The 17,555-nt window shown below is 63.5% G+C and carries 19 protein-coding genes; 10 read left to right on the forward strand and 9 right to left on the reverse strand.

The window, feature by feature from the left end:
* Positions 1 to 8: 8 nt before the first annotated feature.
* The 4 genes from LB557_RS02180 to LB557_RS02195 are packed head-to-tail and all read right to left on the reverse strand — an operon-like array spanning position 9 to position 2,560.
* The gene (locus LB557_RS02180; RefSeq protein WP_224642294.1) at positions 9 to 530 is read right to left on the reverse strand and encodes a CoA-binding protein; all 522 of its coding nucleotides are present in this window, start codon (positions 528 to 530) and stop codon (positions 9 to 11) included.
* Positions 527 to 1,309: an AAA family ATPase gene (locus LB557_RS02185; protein WP_140617030.1), complete on the reverse strand. Its 783-nt coding sequence runs from the start codon at positions 1,307 to 1,309 to the stop codon at positions 527 to 529. Before LB557_RS02185 ends, LB557_RS02180 begins: the two co-directional genes overlap by 4 nt.
* On the reverse strand, positions 1,309 to 1,731 hold the full coding sequence (locus LB557_RS02190) for a VOC family protein (RefSeq protein WP_140717524.1): 423 nt from the start codon (positions 1,729 to 1,731) through the stop codon (positions 1,309 to 1,311). Before LB557_RS02190 ends, LB557_RS02185 begins: the two co-directional genes overlap by 1 nt.
* Positions 1,732 to 1,735: 4 nt before the next feature.
* Positions 1,736 to 2,560 (reverse strand): enoyl-CoA hydratase, encoded by an 825-nt coding sequence (locus LB557_RS02195; protein ID WP_224642292.1) that lies wholly within the window; start codon positions 2,558 to 2,560, stop codon positions 1,736 to 1,738.
* A 154-nt stretch (positions 2,561 to 2,714) separates the two neighbouring features.
* On the opposite strand from LB557_RS02195, the gene LB557_RS02200 reads away from it, so the two are divergent.
* From LB557_RS02200 to rpsI, 3 genes are all read left to right on the forward strand, one after another.
* Positions 2,715 to 3,179 carry a PaaI family thioesterase gene (locus LB557_RS02200; protein WP_015318208.1) on the forward strand — a complete coding sequence of 155 codons (465 nt, stop codon included), beginning with the start codon at positions 2,715 to 2,717 and terminating at the stop codon, positions 3,177 to 3,179.
* A 215-nt stretch (positions 3,180 to 3,394) separates the two neighbouring features.
* Positions 3,395 to 3,859 (forward strand): 50S ribosomal protein L13, encoded by a 465-nt coding sequence (gene rplM, locus LB557_RS02205; RefSeq protein WP_010915638.1) that lies wholly within the window; start codon positions 3,395 to 3,397, stop codon positions 3,857 to 3,859.
* A gap of 1 nt (position 3,860) precedes the next feature.
* Complete coding sequence (gene rpsI, locus LB557_RS02210) at positions 3,861 to 4,343, forward strand: 30S ribosomal protein S9 (RefSeq protein ID WP_015318209.1); 483 nt, start codon at positions 3,861 to 3,863, stop codon at positions 4,341 to 4,343.
* A 67-nt stretch (positions 4,344 to 4,410) separates the two neighbouring features.
* Here the strand turns inward: rpsI and LB557_RS02215 are convergent, their stop codons facing one another.
* Both LB557_RS02215 and LB557_RS02220 read right to left on the reverse strand, forming a co-directional pair.
* Positions 4,411 to 5,469, reverse strand: coding sequence for a glycerophosphodiester phosphodiesterase family protein (locus tag LB557_RS02215; RefSeq protein ID WP_224642290.1), 1,059 nt, complete (start codon positions 5,467 to 5,469; stop codon positions 4,411 to 4,413).
* A 229-nt stretch (positions 5,470 to 5,698) separates the two neighbouring features.
* On the reverse strand, positions 5,699 to 6,907 hold the full coding sequence (locus LB557_RS02220) for an acyltransferase family protein (RefSeq protein WP_224642288.1): 1,209 nt from the start codon (positions 6,905 to 6,907) through the stop codon (positions 5,699 to 5,701).
* Positions 6,908 to 7,030: 123 nt separating this feature from the next.
* Between LB557_RS02220 and speB the strand changes: the two genes are divergently transcribed.
* The 3 genes from speB to LB557_RS02235 are packed head-to-tail and all read left to right on the forward strand — an operon-like array spanning position 7,031 to position 9,132.
* Complete coding sequence (gene speB, locus LB557_RS02225; protein ID WP_015318212.1) at positions 7,031 to 8,038, forward strand: agmatinase; 1,008 nt, start codon at positions 7,031 to 7,033, stop codon at positions 8,036 to 8,038.
* A 30-nt stretch (positions 8,039 to 8,068) separates the two neighbouring features.
* Positions 8,069 to 8,995 (forward strand): N-acetyl-gamma-glutamyl-phosphate reductase, encoded by a 927-nt coding sequence (argC, locus tag LB557_RS02230; protein ID WP_224642286.1) that lies wholly within the window; start codon positions 8,069 to 8,071, stop codon positions 8,993 to 8,995.
* Entirely contained in the window at positions 8,995 to 9,132 is a 138-nt protein-coding gene (locus LB557_RS02235; protein ID WP_411970512.1) for a hypothetical protein, read from the forward strand. The genes argC and LB557_RS02235 overlap by 1 nt, the downstream gene beginning before the upstream one ends.
* Before the next feature lie 171 nt (positions 9,133 to 9,303).
* Here the strand turns inward: LB557_RS02235 and LB557_RS02240 are convergent, their stop codons facing one another.
* Positions 9,304 to 10,395, reverse strand: a complete 1,092-nt coding sequence (locus tag LB557_RS02240) for a COX15/CtaA family protein (RefSeq protein ID WP_224642283.1) — start codon at positions 10,393 to 10,395, stop codon at positions 9,304 to 9,306.
* A gap of 153 nt (positions 10,396 to 10,548) precedes the next feature.
* Here LB557_RS02240 and LB557_RS02245 point away from each other — a divergent pair, with 153 nt between their 5' ends.
* The gene (locus tag LB557_RS02245) at positions 10,549 to 10,764 is read left to right on the forward strand and encodes a DUF2842 domain-containing protein (protein WP_015318215.1); all 216 of its coding nucleotides are present in this window, start codon (positions 10,549 to 10,551) and stop codon (positions 10,762 to 10,764) included.
* Between the two features lie 23 nt (positions 10,765 to 10,787).
* Here LB557_RS02245 and LB557_RS02250 read toward each other — a convergent pair whose 3' ends face one another.
* Complete coding sequence (locus tag LB557_RS02250; protein ID WP_224642282.1) at positions 10,788 to 11,846, reverse strand: polysaccharide deacetylase family protein; 1,059 nt, start codon at positions 11,844 to 11,846, stop codon at positions 10,788 to 10,790.
* A gap of 89 nt (positions 11,847 to 11,935) precedes the next feature.
* Between LB557_RS02250 and LB557_RS02255 the strand changes: the two genes are divergently transcribed.
* Complete coding sequence (locus LB557_RS02255; protein WP_224642281.1) at positions 11,936 to 13,165, forward strand: GNAT family N-acetyltransferase; 1,230 nt, start codon at positions 11,936 to 11,938, stop codon at positions 13,163 to 13,165.
* A gap of 80 nt (positions 13,166 to 13,245) precedes the next feature.
* Here the strand turns inward: LB557_RS02255 and LB557_RS02260 are convergent, their stop codons facing one another.
* Complete coding sequence (locus tag LB557_RS02260; RefSeq protein WP_224642280.1) at positions 13,246 to 15,564, reverse strand: GumC family protein; 2,319 nt, start codon at positions 15,562 to 15,564, stop codon at positions 13,246 to 13,248.
* A 253-nt stretch (positions 15,565 to 15,817) separates the two neighbouring features.
* Between LB557_RS02260 and LB557_RS02265 the strand changes: the two genes are divergently transcribed.
* Together LB557_RS02265 and LB557_RS02270 are read left to right on the forward strand one after the other, a co-directional pair.
* On the forward strand, positions 15,818 to 16,381 hold the full coding sequence (locus tag LB557_RS02265) for a polysaccharide biosynthesis/export family protein (protein ID WP_041163468.1): 564 nt from the start codon (positions 15,818 to 15,820) through the stop codon (positions 16,379 to 16,381).
* Between the two features lie 10 nt (positions 16,382 to 16,391).
* Positions 16,392 to 17,522 (forward strand): glycosyltransferase, encoded by a 1,131-nt coding sequence (locus LB557_RS02270; protein WP_140617041.1) that lies wholly within the window; start codon positions 16,392 to 16,394, stop codon positions 17,520 to 17,522.
* Positions 17,523 to 17,555 lie beyond the last annotated feature (33 nt).

Raw genomic sequence — 17,555 nt, forward strand, 5'->3', positions numbered from 1 at the left:
CGCCGCGTCTATTTCTGGCGCACGCCGAAACTCTGAAAACCCTGGCGCATCAGCGGCTTCTTGGACGACAGCACGCCGGAATTGACGCCGGTCCAGCCGATCTCGCCGGAGAGCTTGCCATATTCGATCTTGGGGCAGCGGTTCATCACCACCTTGATGCCGGCGGCTTCGGCGCGAGCGGCTGCCTCGTCATGGCGCACGCCAAGCTGCATCCAGATGACTTTCGGCAAGGGATCGAGTTGCAACACCTCGTCGACGATCCCTGGGACCGCCGCGGCATTACGGAAAATATCGACCATGTCGATCGGCCCCGGTATGTCGGCCAGCCTGGCATAGGTCATTCGGCCGAGGATTTCCTTGCCGGCCTGGCCAGGATTGATCGGGAACACCGAAAACCCCTTGGCCAGCAGGTATTTCAGGACGAAATAGCTCGGCCTGACATCATTGGCCGACGCCCCGACCATGGCGATCGACTTCACCGAATTGAGGATGCCACCGATATAGGTGTTGTCGTAGCTATCGTGATTCATGTCTCGTCCTCATACAACGCCTCGGCGAGAAAACCATCCGGGTCATTGCTGAAATCGCGCAGCATGCGGAAGTGGTCCGTATCGCGAAAGTCGGCAAGCTCGAGCCCAAAGCGGCTGATGCGGAACAGCTGCGCGCCGGGACAGGCCATCAACAGCGGCGAATGGGTCGCCATGATCACCTGCGCGGTGCCCGATTGGTCCATGCGCCGCAGCATCTTCAGCAATTCGATCTGGCGCGTCGGCGAAAGCGCGCTCTCGGGCTCGTCGAGGATATAGATGCCTTGCCTGCGGCAGCGCTCCTCGAAGAAGCGGATGAAGCCTTCGCCATGCGACCAGGACAGGAAATCCGGCGGCGGTGGCTTGAACGGATCTTCCAGCGCTGCCTGGTCGAGGTAGCGGGCCACCGAGTAGAAGGATTCGGCGCGAAAGAACCAGCCGGCGGTGACTTTTGGCAACCAGTGGCCACGGAATGTGTTGGCCAGTGCGGCGCCACTCTCGTCGATGGCGCCGGAATGGTCGACCGGCCGGTAGCCCTTGCCGCCGCCCGCTTCGTCATAGCCGGCCAGCGCGCCGATCGCCTCGAGCAGCGTGGATTTACCGGTGCCGTTCTCGCCGACGATGATGGTGATGGGCGTGGTGAATTCGAGCTCGAACGCGTGGCCGCGAAACAGCGGCAGGTTCCACGGATACTTCTCCCAGTCCGTAACCCGCTCCCGGTCGAGCAAAATCCGTTTGAGGTACGGTGCCTTGAGCCGTGTCAGTTGCTTGCGGTAGGCCATCAATCAGGCAGCGAAATCGTGCCGTCGTCCGCGATCGGAAAGGCCGGGTTATGAGCCACCTCCCAAACATGCCCATCGGCATCGGCGAAGTACCCATACCAGCCGCCCCAGAAGGCGCGGCCGGCCGGCTTGATGATGCGCCCGCCAGCCTTTTCCGCCTGCGCCAGCACTTCGTCGACCTCGGCATCGGAGCGGGTGTTGTAGGCGAGATAGACGGCCGAGGGCGCCTGGGCGAAGGTGATGCCGGAGTCCTCCTCGGCGCTGGGGCGCGGGAACAGGCCGAGGATGGCGCCGCCCATCTGGAAGAAGGCGACACCGTCGGTGATCCCCGCGTGGCGCTTCAGACCCATCGCCTCGTAGAAGCGCACGGCGCGATCCAGATCTTCGGTGGCGATGGTGATGATGGAAATGCGCGGTTCCATGATCCTATTCGTCCGTCCATTCCGGCTTGCGCTTGCCAATGAAAGCGCCGATGCCCTCTTCCGCGTCCCGCGCCAGCATGTTCTCGACCATGACGCGGCCGGTATAGGCATAGGCATCGGCCAAGCCCATCTCGGCCTGCGCGTAAAAAGCTTCCTTGCCGGCCTTGATCACCAAAGAGGATTTGGAAGCAATGGTTTGCGCGTATTTGGTGACAATCTGATTCAGGTACTCGCGCGGCACGACGCGGTTCACGAGGCCGAATTCCTTGGCGGTCGCGGCGTCGATCGTCTCGCCGGTCAAGAGCATCTCCATCGCCTGCTTGCGCGAGACGTTGCGCGACAGCGCAACCATCGGCGTCGAGCAGAACAGGCCGATGTTGACGCCCGGCGTGCAGAAGGTCGCCTCATGCGAGGCGATCGCCAGATCGCAGCTGGCGACCAATTGCAGGCCGGCGGCTGTCGCCAGGCCGTCCACCTCGGCGATGACAGGCAAGGGATGGCGCACGATCGTCTGCATCAGCATGGCGCAAGCGGCAAAGGTCTCTTCGAAGAAGGCCTTGCCGCGATCGGCATCGGCACGCCGCGAGGTCATTTCCTTGAGGTCGTGGCCGGCGCAGAACACCTTGCCGGCCGCCGACAGCACAATAACGCGAACGGCCTTGTCCGCCTTGGCGTGTTCCAACTCCGCCACGAGCGCCGCCATCACCGAAAGCGACAGGGCATTGGCGGGCGGATTGGCGAGCGTCAGGCGCAGCACGCCCTTCTCCCGTCTTGTCGTGACCGGGCCCTCGTCGGCGGCAGCAGGCTTGATGGCAAGGATTTCGGCCATGGCTAAGATCTCCGCGATTCCGGTCGTGCAGGCAGAGTATCTAATATCGGATCGGGTTTCGTCCAACACCCATCGCTTGCGCCAGCATGATGTATATGTTGCCAGAAACACCCGGCTGCGCCCATACAGGCTTGGCGCAGAACGAGAGACCGAGATGCCCGCCCAGACCAACCTCAAGCCGGTGCTGACCGCAGCGCAGATCAATTTGTTGATGGAAACGGTCTTTCCCCAACTCAACGAGAGTGCCGCCGCCTACGAGGCGATCGATGTGTTTCCAGGCGGCTGCATCGTACGGCTCAATGCCGGTGAACGGCATTTGCGTCCCGGCGGCACGGTGTCCGGCCCTGCCCTGTTCACGCTGGCCGACATTGGCGGCTATGTCTGCGTGCTCAGCCATGCCGGGCCGGATGCGCTCTCGGTCACCACCAACCTCAACATCAATTTCGTGCGCAAGGCCGAGGCCGGGCCGATCGATGGCCATTGCCGCATCCTGAAGCTCGGCAAGAGCCTGATGGTGTTCGACATTGACATCGTCGCCGGCCCGGAAGGACACACGATCGCGCATGCCACGGGCACCTACTCGATCCCGCCGCAGAGCGCCGCCAATGTGGTAAAATAATACCTTTAATCCAACATGCTGTTTCTACAGCCTTTTCTGCGCTACAGGACTTTTCCGCTACCTTGACGCTGTTACTCCGCTCGCCTATAAGCCTTCACGAAGCAGCGGCCCGCAAAGGCCGCCGTTTTGTTATTGGCTGATGACAAGCGTCTTTCGCCAATCCAAGCAACAAGAAACGCCTTCACTCCCGAAGGTCAGAACCGAGAGCAGAAAACATGACAACCTTTTCGCAGAAGCCTGCGGATGTGGTGAAGAAGTGGATCCTGATCGACGCCGAGGGTCTCGTCGTCGGCCGTCTCGCCACTGTCATCGCCAATCATCTTCGCGGCAAGCACAAGCCGACCTTCACCCCGCATGTCGACGACGGCGACAATGTCATCGTCATCAATGCCGACAAGGTGGTATTCACCGGCAAGAAGTTCACCGACAAGGTCTATTACTGGCACACCGGCCACCCCGGCGGCATCAAGGAGCGCACCGCGCGTCAGCTGCTCGAGGGCCGTTTCCCCGAGCGTGTCGTCGAGAAGGCCGTTGAGCGCATGGTTCCGCGTGGCCCGCTCGGCCGCCGCCAGATGAAGAACCTGCGCGTCTATGCAGGTGCCGAGCATCCGCATGTCGCCCAGCAGCCAGAAGTCCTCGACGTGGCCAAGCTGAATTCCAAGAACAAGAAGGTCGCATAAGATGGCTGAGCTTTCCTCGCTCGCAGAACTGGGCGCCGCCACCGGCAACACCAACACGCAGGCCGCCGCCCCCGTCCACGTCCAGAAGCTCGACAAGTCGGGCCGCGCCTACGCCACCGGCAAGCGCAAGAACGCCATCGCGCGCGTCTGGGTGAAGCCGGGTTCCGGCAAGATCGTTGTCAACGACAAGGAATTCGCGACCTATTTCGCGCGTCCGGTCCTGCAGATGATCCTCAACCAGCCGATCATCGCGTCCAACCGCTCGGGCCAATACGACATCATCGCCACCGTCGTCGGCGGCGGACTTTCCGGCCAGGCCGGCGCGGTGCGTCACGGCATCTCGAAGGCGCTGACCTATTACGAGCCGGCGCTGCGCGCCGTGCTCAAGAAGGGCGGCTTCCTGACCCGCGACAGCCGCGTCGTCGAGCGCAAGAAGTACGGCAAGGCGAAGGCCCGCCGTTCCTTCCAGTTCTCGAAGCGCTAACCGTTTCGAATTTTCGGACAGTCGAAAAGGCCGCCTCCGTGCGGCCTTTTTGCTTGAACGCGGCGGATCAATTGATGCTGGCGGTCGCGGCTGGCTCGATGCGTTCGCCCGTGCCGGCATAGGGCACCCGATAACCATTCGCCGCCAGCCAGCCGATCGCCGCTTTCGGCTCGTCGGTCTGGATGATGGTGGCGCCACGATCGGCCCAGAAGCCCCAGACTTCGCGCGGCAGGCTGGCCTGGACCGCCAGTTCGTCGCCACGGCCGCCGGCGAGGAAGCCGCCTGGTTTGTTGACGATGGCATAGGTGTCGGCCCAGATATGCCAGTCGCCCCTTACCGCCTCGGCGCGCATGCGCGTGCTGAACAGCGGCCCGCCGGTTTCGGTCAGCGTCTCGGCGCCCGCCCGCCAGTTGATCAGTTCGATCGCGCGCGGCGCGAAAGCGTGGTCGACCGTCGAGGCGAAGCCCGCATCATGGACCGCGTCATCGGCGATGATCGGCATGAACTGGAAGCCCCCGCCTGCGGCAGTCATGGCCGCCTTCACCGTGCTGATCCTGTTCTGGTTCCAAAGGTTTTCCTTGACGATGACTTGCTCGGCCATGCCGAGGTCGCGCGCCACCGCGATCATGCCCGGGAGGTCGCCGACCTCGAGCTTGTTGTCGAGATTGATGAGGATTCTGTCCCGTGTCGCCATCAGCATCTCGCGCAATGTCGAGACGGTCTCGTTGGTGACGGCATGGGTGCCCTCGATCACCAGCCGGCATCTCTTCAACTCGGCCAGCGTGTAGTTGATGACCTCGCCCTTGCAGGTCGTCGTGCGGTCGAGCCAGCTGTCATGCATGACGATGAACGCGCCGTCCTTCGAGCGCCGGATGTCGACCTCGACGATTTCGGCGCCGATCGCGATCGAGCCCTCCACGGCGGCAAGCGAATTTTCCGCATAGAGCGTCTTGCCGGCCTGCATGCTGCCGGCGCGATGGGCGGCCACCATGACATGGTCGCGCCACTGGTTGGCATGTTCGAAGCGGTCGAGGATCTGCCTGGCGCGGGTTTCGCCGGCCAAGGCTTGACCGGAAGCGGCGGAAAGCGCCGTGGAAAACAGAAGGCTCAGCCAGATCGTCCGCATCGAGAATCGCTCCTTGCCGGATCGAGCCGGGGATAGGCGACATCGGTGACATCCCGGTGAACGAAGCCGGCTAAGGCGCGTCGCATCGAAACGGATTCAGGCGCCGCGCTTTACAGCACGTCGCGTCGAATCGGATTCGCCCGACCGCTGTAAGCTCCTGATTTTATGCATGTCGTCTTGCCCAAACCGAGCTCACTTTGGGCGACATGCATTAGCGGTTGGATGCGGGTCAGATGCGCTTCGACAGCCGGCGGAACCAGGCCATCGCAGGCATTTCGACCAGGCGCCAGGTCACCCACGACACGGCGATGGTGGCGGCGAGCATGACGACGATCGCCATGGACCCCGTCCAGCCAGCGCCAAAGCCGGTCGCGGGCTCGCCACGCAGTACGATGTCGCCAACCAGGCCGAGGCCGAGTTTGCGCTCGACCAGCCCGGCGACATTGATCAGGCGCGCCTGAACGAAGATGTGGACCATGTAGATCGAATAGGACAGCGCGCCGAGCGTCAGCATGAACGGCGTCCTCAGCAACGCGCTGATCCAGCCGCCTTCATGAGCGAAGAGAAACAGTGCCAAGGCGAACACCAGGGGCGCGGCGATGCCGGCGTCATTGTCGCCCGCCAGCGAGACAAAGAGAGCGATGACGACCACCATGACGATTTCGGCAACAGTCCAGCTCATCCTCGGGCCGTTTGCGGCCAGAACCTGTCGCGCTCCTGCAATGGAATCATGCTGAAACCAGGCCAGCAGGGCGCCCAGCGAGAAGCCGTAGAGGCAGCGGATGAAGCCGAAATCATAGGACACATCCATATGATGCGTGGAGAAGCCGAGCAGGAACAGCGGCGCGGTGACAGCGGCGGCGACCAACCATATCCAGGCCCGCGCGCCGGCGACGAAGACCGCCCCGGCAAACAGGAGATAGGCAAAGAACTCGGCCGAGATGCTCCAGCTCGGGGCGTTCCAGGTCAACCGATCCTCGAAGCCGACACCTTGCAGCAAAAGGAGATTGGCAGCCAAGCTCTTGAGGTCGAAGCCACCGGTGAAAGGAGCAGCGCCCGTGCCATGCAGCTGCGGTAGCACGAGCCGCAACAGCTCGAAGGCGGCAAAGGCGGCAATCATGACCAGATGCAGCGGATAGATGCGGCCGAAACGGACCAGCGCGAAGCGGCAGACCTCCTGAGTGCGGCCGAGCCGATCGGCATAGCTGGAGGCGATGACGAAGCCGGAAAGGACGAAGAAGAAGTCGACGAAGAGATAGGACGAACCGATAAAGCTGCTCTGCGAGATCGTCGAGGCGGTCGGGAAATGAAACAGCGCCACCAGCAGCGCGCAAATGCCGCGCCACGAATCGAGAACCCGGAACCGATCGCCGGCGATCGTACCGGTGTGGGTCGACACCACGGCATCCGACGGATTAAGAAACGCGGTCTGCGTCATGATGATACAAGTCCTGTCTTGCCGTGGCACCCGGGCGGCGCGCTTTCGTCTCCCCAAGCCGTGACTGGCATCTTCCATGCCGGTTCTGTAGTTGTTGCACCCCGATGAAAACGAGGACCCGTAATGGCGACCAACACCATCGACCATGCCTTCACCGCCCGCTCCAAAACGGGTGGTGCCCTCGAGCCGACCTACTCCGGCGCGCTGTCTTTCATGCGGCGCAAATACACCAAGGACGTGAAGGGCGCGGATGCGGTGGTGTGGGGCATTCCCTTCGACGCCGCCGTCACTAACCGACCGGGCGCCCGGTTTGGGCCGCAGGCGATCCGCCGCGCCTCCGCGATCCTCGACAACGACCCGCAATACCCGTTCTCGCGCGATCTGTTCGAACACCTTGCCGTGGTCGATTATGGCGATTGCCTGCTCGATTCGGGCAACCATCAGAAGACGCCCGGCACGATCGAGCGCGAGGCGGCCAAGATCCTGAAATCGGGCGCCTTCCTGCTGACGCTTGGTGGCGACCATTTCGTCACCTGGCCGCTGCTCAAGGCGCACGCCGCCATCCACGGACCGCTGGCCTTGGTGCAGTTCGACGCCCATCAGGACACATGGCCCGATGACGGCAAGCGCATCGACCATGGTTCCTTCGTCGGCCGCGCGGTCAAGGAAGGCATCATCGATCCCGATCGCTCGATCCAGATCGGCATTCGCACCCATGCGCCCGACACATTCGGCATCAAGATTCTCCATGGTCATGAAATCGAGGAAATGCGCGCCTCCGACATCGCCTACGCGATCGTCGATCGCACCGGTGGCAAGAAGACCTATCTGACCTTCGACATCGACTGCCTGGATCCGGCCTATGCGCCGGGAACCGGCACGCCGGTTTCGGGTGGCCCGTCGTCGGCGAAGATCCTGTCGACGCTGCGCCAGCTGAACCAGGTCGATATTGTCGGGGCCGATGTCGTGGAGGTTGCGCCGGCCTACGATCACGCCGATATAACGGCGATCGCCGGTTCGATGGTGGCCATGCAATATCTCGGTCTGCTGGCCGAGCGAAAGGCCCGGCTCGAGGAGCTGAACAACGGCAACCACAATGGCGCCACGGTCAATCATGGCAACGGCATATAGTTTCGAGATATCAGGGAATTTGATCAGGCAATGAAACCGAAAATCTTCATCGATGGCGAGCACGGCACCACCGGCCTCCAGATCCGGGCGCTGCTTGCCGAGCGCGGCGATCTGGAGATCATTTCCATCCCGGTCGAGCGCCGCAAGGAAACGGCCGCCCGCGCCGAATTCCTCAACGCCGCCGATATCGCGATCCTATGCCTGCCCGACGATGCGGCCAAGGAAAGCGTCTCGCTGATCGCCAACGAAACCACCAAGGTCATCGATGCGTCGACCGCGCATCGCGTGGCCGAAGGCTGGGAATATGGCTTCGCCGAACTGGACAAGGAGCAGGCGAAAAAGATCGCCACGGCCAAGCGCGTCGCCAATCCCGGCTGCTGGCCGCAGGGGCCGATCGCAACGCTCAGGCCACTGGTCACCGCAGGCCTGCTGCCGGCCAGTTTCCCGATCGCGGTCAACGGCATTACGGGCTATTCGGGCGGTGGGCGCCCGATGATCGAGGATTATGTCGCCAAGGGCGAGGACGCTTCGGAATTCCTGCCCTATGGCCTGACCCTGCAGCACAAGCACGTGCCGGAATTGAGGGCCTATGCGAAGCTGTCGCATGATCCGATCATGCAGCCGGCGGTGGGCAATTTCGCGCAAGGCATGATTACGGTGGTGCCGTTGCAGCTCGGTGGCCTCGACCGCGTGCCGACGGGTGCCGAACTTCACGCCGCCATTGCGGACCATTTCGCCGCGATCCAGGGCGGCGTGGTCGAGGTGGCGCCCTATACGCATCTGGAACGCGTGCCTGACATCGATCCGGAGATCTACAACGGCACCAACCGTATGAAGGTCTATGTCTTTGCCAACGACAGCAGAGCCCAGGCGCTGCTGCTGGCGGTCTACGACAATCTCGGCAAGGGCGCTTCGGGTGCGGCCGTCCAGAACATGGACCTGATGCTCGGTCTCTGATGGATGCACCAGCCTTTCCAGCGCGCTGGAAGGTCAGCGAACCGGAACTCATGGCCGAGACCTTTTCGAGCGGCATCTGGAAGGTGCGGCTCGAGGACGGCTCCCCAGACCGCCAGGTGCATATCGCCGTCGCCTAGGCCAGGCTCGATGCGCTCAAGGCCGCTGACAGGGTTGCCAAGGCAAATCAGGACCAGGCGGCCAGGCCGACCAGGACAAATCGGCACCATCCGCCGCCGCACTGCGTCAGGCTGAATTCGACGGCGAGAAGACGACCCAGTCGAACGAATTCTGGATGTGATCGGCTGCACTCAACGTCCGACGGCAATCTCGTTGGGTAAGGGATAGGCGCCCTTGGTGCCGCGCCAATGCGCGGCGGCAAAGCCCAGCACAACGAGCGCGAAAGCCTGATGGGTCAGCGCCATGTGCAGGGGCACCTGCATCAGCAGCGTACCAATACCGATCGAAGCCTGCACCAGCACCAGACCGAACAACAGTGTCGCGCGTCGCGCATGCGTTGAGCCGGGCAGACGCAGACGCGTGGCGATCATGTGCCAGAGCGCGACGGCGAAGACCGTATAGGCGCCAAGCCGATGGATGAACTGCACCGTTTTCGGACTTTCGAAGAAATTGCGCCACGCCGGCTCGAGGACGAGCAGATCGCCGGGAATGATCCGGCCGTCCATCAGCGGCCAGGTGTTGTAGCTCATGCCGGCGTCGAGACCGGCAACCAGGCCGCCGAGATAGATCTGGATCAGCGCCAGAAGCACGATGAAACCAGCCAGCCGCTGCGTCGAGCGATCGGCCGCGGGCTCGGAATGCGGCGCAAGGCCACGCGCGACGACCATGGTCGCGGTGAAGATCAGTGCCGCCAGCGTGAGATGCGTCGCCAGCCTGTACTGGCTCACCGACACGCGGTCGACCAGGCCGGACGCCACCATCCACCAGCCGATGGCCCCCTGCAGGCCGCCGAGAAGCAGGATGCCGACCAATTTCGGCCCAAGGCCGCGCTCGATGCGACGCGTCGCCCAGAAGACCAGCAGCGGCAAGGCAAAGACCAGGCCGACGCTGCGCGCCAGCAGGCGATGCGCCCATTCCCACCAGAAGATCGACTTGAACGCCTCGACGCTCATACCCTTGTTGAGTTCGGTGTATTGCGGGATCTGTTGATAGCGCTGGAATTCCTCCTGCCACTCGGTGTCGTTGAGCGGCGGGACGACGCCATGGATCGGCTGCCATTCGGTGATCGAAAGGCCGGATTCGGTCAACCGCGTGGCGCCGCCAACCAGCACCAGCGCGAACAGCACCAGGAGCACGACGTAGAGCCAGCCGCGCACGAGTGCCCGGTTGTGCAGGTCGCGGTCGCGGGCCTGATAGGGCGCGGCGGCGGTGATGGCGGCCATGGATATGTCCCGGCAGGTTGAATGTCGCGGATTGGTGAACCATCGCACTCCTGCTGGCAAGGCCGCGCAGCGCGGCACGCCGTCGCGCCCGGTGTCGTGGGTTGCGCGTGCCTTGCGTTCGGCCTAAGCGGTAGCCATCAACGAGGCTAAGACATGCCCATTCGCCTGAAAAAACTGATCGGAATGTTCCTGCTGCTGGCGCTGGTCATCATCTACGCGCTGGTCGCCTCGATCTTCGCCGTCGCCCGCCTGTCGGAATCGGGCGCACTGGTGCAATTCCTGTTTTTCCTCGTCAGCGGCCTGCTCTGGGTGCTGCCGGCAATGGGCATCATCAAATGGCTGATGCTGGAGCCGCGGACTAAGCGCTGAGCCCTGCCCGGCCAGGCCGTATGTCAGATAGTAACGAGCATCTTGCCGGCATTGGCGAGCGGGGTCGTCACGCCCGACAGCATGGTGCGGATGTGGGCGAGGCTCTGGTAGCGGCCATTGACCGAAATGCGCGGCAAGGCATGCAGGAAGCCGGCATGTTCGGCGCGCAGCACGCCGTGGCGGGTGGTCACGGCTGAGGCATAGCCGGCGTCGCGCGCAAAGCCCACTTCGCGGCAGCCGACGGCGCTGGCATAGCCATAGGGATAGGCGAAATGGCGCGGCTCCTCGCCAAGTCCGGTCCGCAGCATGTCCTTGACGGCGCCGATCTCGCGCCGCGCATCGGCCTCGGAAAGCCGCTTCAGATTGCTGTGGTTGATCGTGTGGGCGCCTATCGTCACCAGAGGGTGCGCGGCGACGGCGCGGATCTCATCCCAGTTCATCAGCGTGCGCAGGCGCGGGGCGTCGGCGTCGACACCATGCGACGCGGCGAGACCGCGCAGCACGGTCCGCAGGTCTTCCTCGCGGACCTCGGTGGTGAAATAGGCATGCAAGCGGGCAATGGCCTGATGTTTCCTGGCGGGGGTCCCGCAATCGATCACCGCAGGGCCGTTCGATGTGGCCAAAGTCAGGCGGTCGCATGCATTGACGATATCCTCCACCACATCCCACCAAAGGTGGGCGGAGCCATCGATCAGCCCGGGCGCCACATAGATGGTGAGCGGCGTGCCATGCTTTTCCAGCACCGGCAGGGCCTCGGTCATGTTGTCGCGATAGGCATCGTCGGCGGTGATGGTGGCGAACCGGCCGCCCTTGCCGCCTGCCTCGATACGCTCCACCGCTTCATCCATCGAAACGAAGGCATAGCCGCCCGCTTTCATGTCGGCGATCACGGCATCGAGGAAACTGGGCGCGATGTTGAGGTGCCGGTTGACGCTGTCGGGCTTTTCGGGCGTCGCCGTCACGCGATGCAGCATCAGGATGGCGCCAATGCCGCCGACAAACGGCCTGGCCAGCGGTGCGAGGCCGGTATAACGGGCGACGTTGAGCGCCAGTTTCCGGATTGCCTCCCCACCGTCGATCATTCATTCACCTTTTGCGCCTAGGCTAACCAAGCACGGAATACGCCCGAGCGCCCCCCAAATCGGGATCAATACGCCTTAAGGATTGAGGTATGGTTGACGCAACCGCGTCATTTGACGGCAAGCGGCTCGCGGCGAGCCAGGCCACGCCACGCACACTACCCAGAAATGCCGCGGGGCCGTCGGTTTCCATCGCCGCCGCCGAGGGGCTCGCGGCATATGCGACGTTCTGTCGTTCGGCGCTCTGTGCTCCAGCGCAAAGTGCGGCATGGGTGTTGAACTGGGCCGCCGAGGTCAGGCCCGATCTGCTCATTGCCACGCTGGAACTGGAGGGCAAGCCGGCCTTCGCACTGGCGTTGGAGGTGGTCAAGCGCGGCCCGTTGCGGGTCGCCCAGTTCATGGGCGGCCGCCACGCCAATGGCAATTTCTGCGCCGCCGAACCGCAATGGCTGGCCAGCGGCGACCTCACAGCCATCCAGTCGATGCTCGCGGCGATCGCCAGATTCCGGCCCGATATCGATCTCATCGCGCTGGAAAGATTGCTGCCCGATCTCGACGGCACCGCCAATCCGCTGGCATCGCTCGATCACTTCGCCAGCCCCAATCTTTCACTGGCCGTCGATCTCAGCGGCGGATTCGATGCGCTGCTGCTGCGCGCCAGCGGCAAGCGCAAACGCAAGAAGCATCGTTCGCAGACGCGCAAGTTCGAGGCTGTCGGTAGCTACCGGCGCGTCGAGGCGAGCAGCGACGGCGATGTGGAGAGGCTGCTCGACGCGTTCTTCGAGATGAAGGAACAGCGCTTCCGCAAGATGGGCATCGCCAACGTCTTCGGTGACGGCCGGACACGCGCCTTCTTCCGCGGGCTGTTCAAGCAAGCACTTGCCGAGGACAAGCCTTGCTTCGTGCTGCACGGGCTGGAAGTCGCCGGCAAGCTGCGCGCCGTCACTGGAGCGAGCCGCTCGGGCAGGCGGCTGATCTGCGAGTTCGGAGCGATCGCCGAGGATGATCTTGCCCACACCAGCCCGGGCGACTTCCTGTTCTTCGACAACATCCAGGATGCCTGCCGGAGCGGGTTCGCGGTTTATGATTTCTCCGTCGGAGACGAACCTTACAAGCGGCTATGGTGCGATATCGAAACCCGGCATTTCGAGGTCCTCGTCCCGCTGACGCTCAAGGGCCGTGCGCTGGGACAAGTGCTTCGCCAGGGCGCGCGGCTGAAGGCCTTTGTCAAGAGCAGCCCGACAATCTGGAAGCTCACCAAGCTACTGCGCCGCAAGGCCGTTGGACAGACAGCGCCCGTGCCCACGGAAGACGAAAACTAGCCTCAATACGCCAACAGGATATTCGATGTGACGACGCAGGAACTCGAATAGATCTGATGGGCCTCTGAACAGCTGTTATCTCAGGCAGCCGAACGCCGCCCCGGCACCGGATTGCCTGGCGGCTCGTGGCCGAGCGGCGTCACCAGCGTCAGGTCGGGATAGCCGCTCTCGATCAGCTTGACCGCGGCCTGCGTCACCTCGTCGTCGGCCTCAAGCATGGACAAGAACACCTCGGTGGCCTCACCGCCCAGACGGCTGATGCCTTGTGCATCGGCCGGCCCGCACTCGACCACCACCAGATCGTAGGCTGTTGTCAGCGACTGCATGATGATCGGCAGCCGATCGGCGGCACGCATGGCGCGGATCGGATCGGCGGTGCCGACGGGGATGACATGGCAGTCGGAATAGAGGTCGCCATGGATCACGTCGCTGAACTGCGCCTGCGACGCCAGCAGATTGGTGATGCCGGGGAAAAGCCCGCTGTCCAGCATCGGGCGCGAGGCAGCCCCTGAGGCAGTGAGGTCGAGCAGCAGGACGCGCAGTCCGGCGTCGGAAACCTCGCGCGCCACCAGGATCGCCGACGCCGCCGCTTCATCGCCCTCGGGGGAAACGAATATGGCGCGCGCGGCCCCGCTGGCGATCAGCTTCTCGGCTGCCTTCTCGACGTCGATCTCGCCGAGCACGGAGCGCGGCCGCCGAACCTCCACGGGTTCCGGCTCAGCCATGGGCTCAGGCTCTGCCACGGGTCCAGATTTGGTCAAGGATTCGGATTTGGCCAACGGTTCAGGCTCGGCGATAGGCTCCGCTTTGGCGACGGGCTCGAACTCGGCGGCAGACCGCGGCTGCGCCGGAGTTTCCGTGACCGTTTCGGGCCATGATACGTCGGCGGTGCGAGTGGCGCGCTCAGTGGCGACAGCCGGTTCGAGGCGGGTGGACGGCTCCTGATAGGCGGCCGGCGGCATCGTCACCTCGTCGATCGGCTCAAATCGCGCGCCCCTGGCTGGGCGCATGGCACGGCCCGAGAAAAGCTCCCGCAGCAGCGTGAACACGGCCGCCAGCAGAAGGGAAGCCGCGGCGGCAGCACCGACGATCGGCCCGACCTTGGGGAAGTATGGCTCTGCGGGGACCGAAGCCGGTGAGGCGATGCGGGCGTCGACCGGGATATAGTTGCGATCCTGACGCGACGCCGCCTCGCGATAATTGGTCAGGTAGAGTTCGAGCTGCTGGCGCTTGGCGGCGGCATCGCGCTGCAGCGCGTCGAGACCGACCTGCTGCTCACCGGCCTGCGCCGAAGCAGCCTTGAGCGTGTTGACGTCGGCGACGAGCTGGCTTTCGCGCGCCTTGGCGGCATCGGCCTGCATCGCCAAGCCCTTCATGATCTTCTGGGCTTCGCTGCGGATCTGCGCGTCGAGATCGGCCAGTTGCGATTTGGCCGCGCGAACACGCGGATGATTGTCGAGCAGCGTCGTCGACAGATCGGCGATGTTGGCGCGCAGCTCGACCTGGCGCTCCCGCAAGCGCTGGATCAGATCGGAAGACAGCACTTCCGGCAGCGAATCCAGCGATCCGCCGTTCTGCAGCGCCTTGCGCACGCTCTCGGCCGTGCCTTCGGCCGCGGCCCGGTTGGCCCGCACCCGCGACAACTCGGTCGACAGTTCGGCCAATTGCTGGGTGGCCAGGGTGGAATTGTTGCCGCCCATCAGGAGGTCGGACTGCGAGCGATAAGCCGCGACCTTGGCTTCGGCATCCCTGACCTGCTTGGACAGGTCGGCGATCTCGGGCGCCAGGAAGTCGGCGGCGGCGGTGTTCGATTCGCTCTTAGCCGCGCCCTGCCCCGCAATGTACGCGGCGGCAATGGCATCGGGGATGGCGGCCGCGAGCTTCGGATCTTCCGAGGAGAACTCGATGGCAATGATGCGAGTCTTTTCAACGCCGTAGACGTTGAGCTTCTCGCGCATCTTCTTCAGGACACGTTCGTCGGCCGGAACATCCATCGGGTCGTTCTTCAGGCCAAGCAGGATCAGCACGCGGCTCAGCGACGACATGTTGATCGTCTCGTCGAACTCGGCCAGTCGCGACAGGCCGAGCTTCTGCGCGACCTGCTTGAGGATCTCGTTGGACGAAATTATCTGGACCTGGGTGGCAACGCCCTGCTCGTCGAGGATCGGCTTGTCGCTGTCCGGATTGCTGCTGGCGGGCCGCGTGTAGACCGATTCTCGCGGGGCGATCTCCACCTGCGTCTGGGCCTTGTAATGGCGGGTCGCGAACGACGCAGCCACGAAGGCAAGCCCCGTCACCACCAGAACGAAGACCAGAATCCGCAGCCAGTTGCGTCCCAGGCTGGCGAAGAGCTGCCTAAGATCAACGTCGACGTCTGCGGCCGCGGATTGAACGGACATGCATCCCACTCCGAAACTGGATCAGCATGCACCGTAAACAACTATGGTAACCCAGCCGTTAAGATCACGGTAAGCTTCCGTTAGGATTTTGCCGGGGCCGACAAAAAAATCGATAAAATAGCAAAACCTTGCCTGCTAAAACGCTATTGGCGCGCTCCTTTACCGGCCATTAACCCTAACAGGATGATAACGGACCCGATCCCAGATGTTTGCTGCGACATCGCAGCGGCCAGTCGAAGGTACCTGTCCGGTCATGAAAAGCACTGCTTCCCTGTTTCGCGCACTGCTTGCCGTTTCGATGCTCGCCGGCTGTTCCAGTTACCGGCCGACGCCGGCCGCCTTCCACGAGGTCCTCGAACAGCCCTATCGCCTCGGCGCAGGCGACCGGGTCCGCGTCACTGTGTTCGAACAGGAGGGCCTGACCAACAGCTACAGCGTCGACCAGTCCGGTTATATTTCCTTCCCGCTCGTCGGCGCCATACCGGCACGGGGCCATACCGCGCAGCAGATGGAAAAGGAGATCGCCGACAAATTACGGCAGGGCTATCTGCGCGACCCCGACGTCTCGGTCGAGATCGATCGTTACCGGCCGATCTTCGTCATGGGCGAAGTGGGCGCCGCCGGCCAGTATTCCTACGTGCCCGGCCTGACGGTGCAGAAGGCCATCGCCATTGCCGGGGGCTTCACGCCACGCGCCAACCAGGAGAGCGTCGACATCACCCGCGATATCAACGGCAAGGTGATAACTGGCCGTGTGGTCACCTCCGATCCCCTGCTGCCGGGAGATACCGTCTACGTCCGCGAACGTCTGTTCTGACAGACACCTCGTGGCGGACAAGCTCAGGATCGTCCACTGCTTTCGCTCACCCGTGGGAGGAATTTTCCGGCACGTGCGCGACCTGGCGGAAGCGCAGGTCGCCGCCGGCCACATGGTCGGCATCGTCTGCGACTCGACCACCGGCGGTGAATTCGAGGAGCATCTTTTCGGGCAGATGAAGGACATGCTGGCGCTCGGCGTTCATCGTACGCCAATGCAGCGTCACGTCGGCCCGGGCGACCTCGCCTCGGCCCGGCGCACCTACAGGATCATCAAGGAATTGCGGCCGGACGTGCTGCACGGACATGGCGCCAAGGGTGGCGCCTATGCCCGTCTGTTCGGCTCATTGTTGCGGGTATCAAGGTCTCGCGTAGCCCGCCTCTATTCGCCGCATGGCGGCTCTCTCCACTATGACGAGAACACAGCCACCGGAAAGCTGTTCTTCGCGCTCGAGTATCTCATGGCGCGCTTCACCGATTGCCTGCTGTTCGTCTCCGACTACGAGCGGCGGACCTACCGCAGGAAGGTGGGTGAACCGCCGATCCCGAACACGCTGGTCTACAATGGACTTCGCACCACCGAATTCGAGCCGGTAGCCGCCAGGGCCGATGCGGCTGATTTGCTCTATATTGGCATGATGCGGGACCTCAAGGGCCCAGATATCTTCATCGATGCCCTGGCCGCCGCCGCTCCCCGGCTCGGCCGCGCACCGAGTGCGGTGATGGTCGGCGACGGCGACGACCTGCCCCGCTACCGCGCGCAGGTGAAACGCCTCGGGCTTGAAGACAATGTCCGTTTCCTGCCGCCAATGCCGGCCCGGGAGGCCTTTGTGCTGGGGGCGCTCGTCGTCGTTCCTTCGCGCGCGGAAGCCATGCCCTATACCGTGCTGGAGGCACTTGCCGCGGCAAGACCTGTTATCGCGACCTCGGTCGGCGGCATACCGGAGATTTTCGGTTCAAGCTCCCCCGCCCTGATTCGCCCGGATCCGGCCGAGCTCGCCGACAAAATGAGCCAGGCGCTGGGCGACCTTGCCACCTATCGCCGATTGATGCCTGACGAATCCACGCTCAGGGCGCGCTTCGGCGCCGACGTCATGGCCGCCGAAATCGAGAAGGCCTACTTCGCCGCGCTCGAAAGTTAGCTCAGGCCCGTCCAAAGCCACAGGTTGTTTCAA

The sequence above is a fragment of the Mesorhizobium sp. BR115XR7A genome (assembly GCF_020165315.1).
Taxonomy (GTDB): domain Bacteria; phylum Pseudomonadota; class Alphaproteobacteria; order Rhizobiales; family Rhizobiaceae; genus Mesorhizobium; species Mesorhizobium australicum.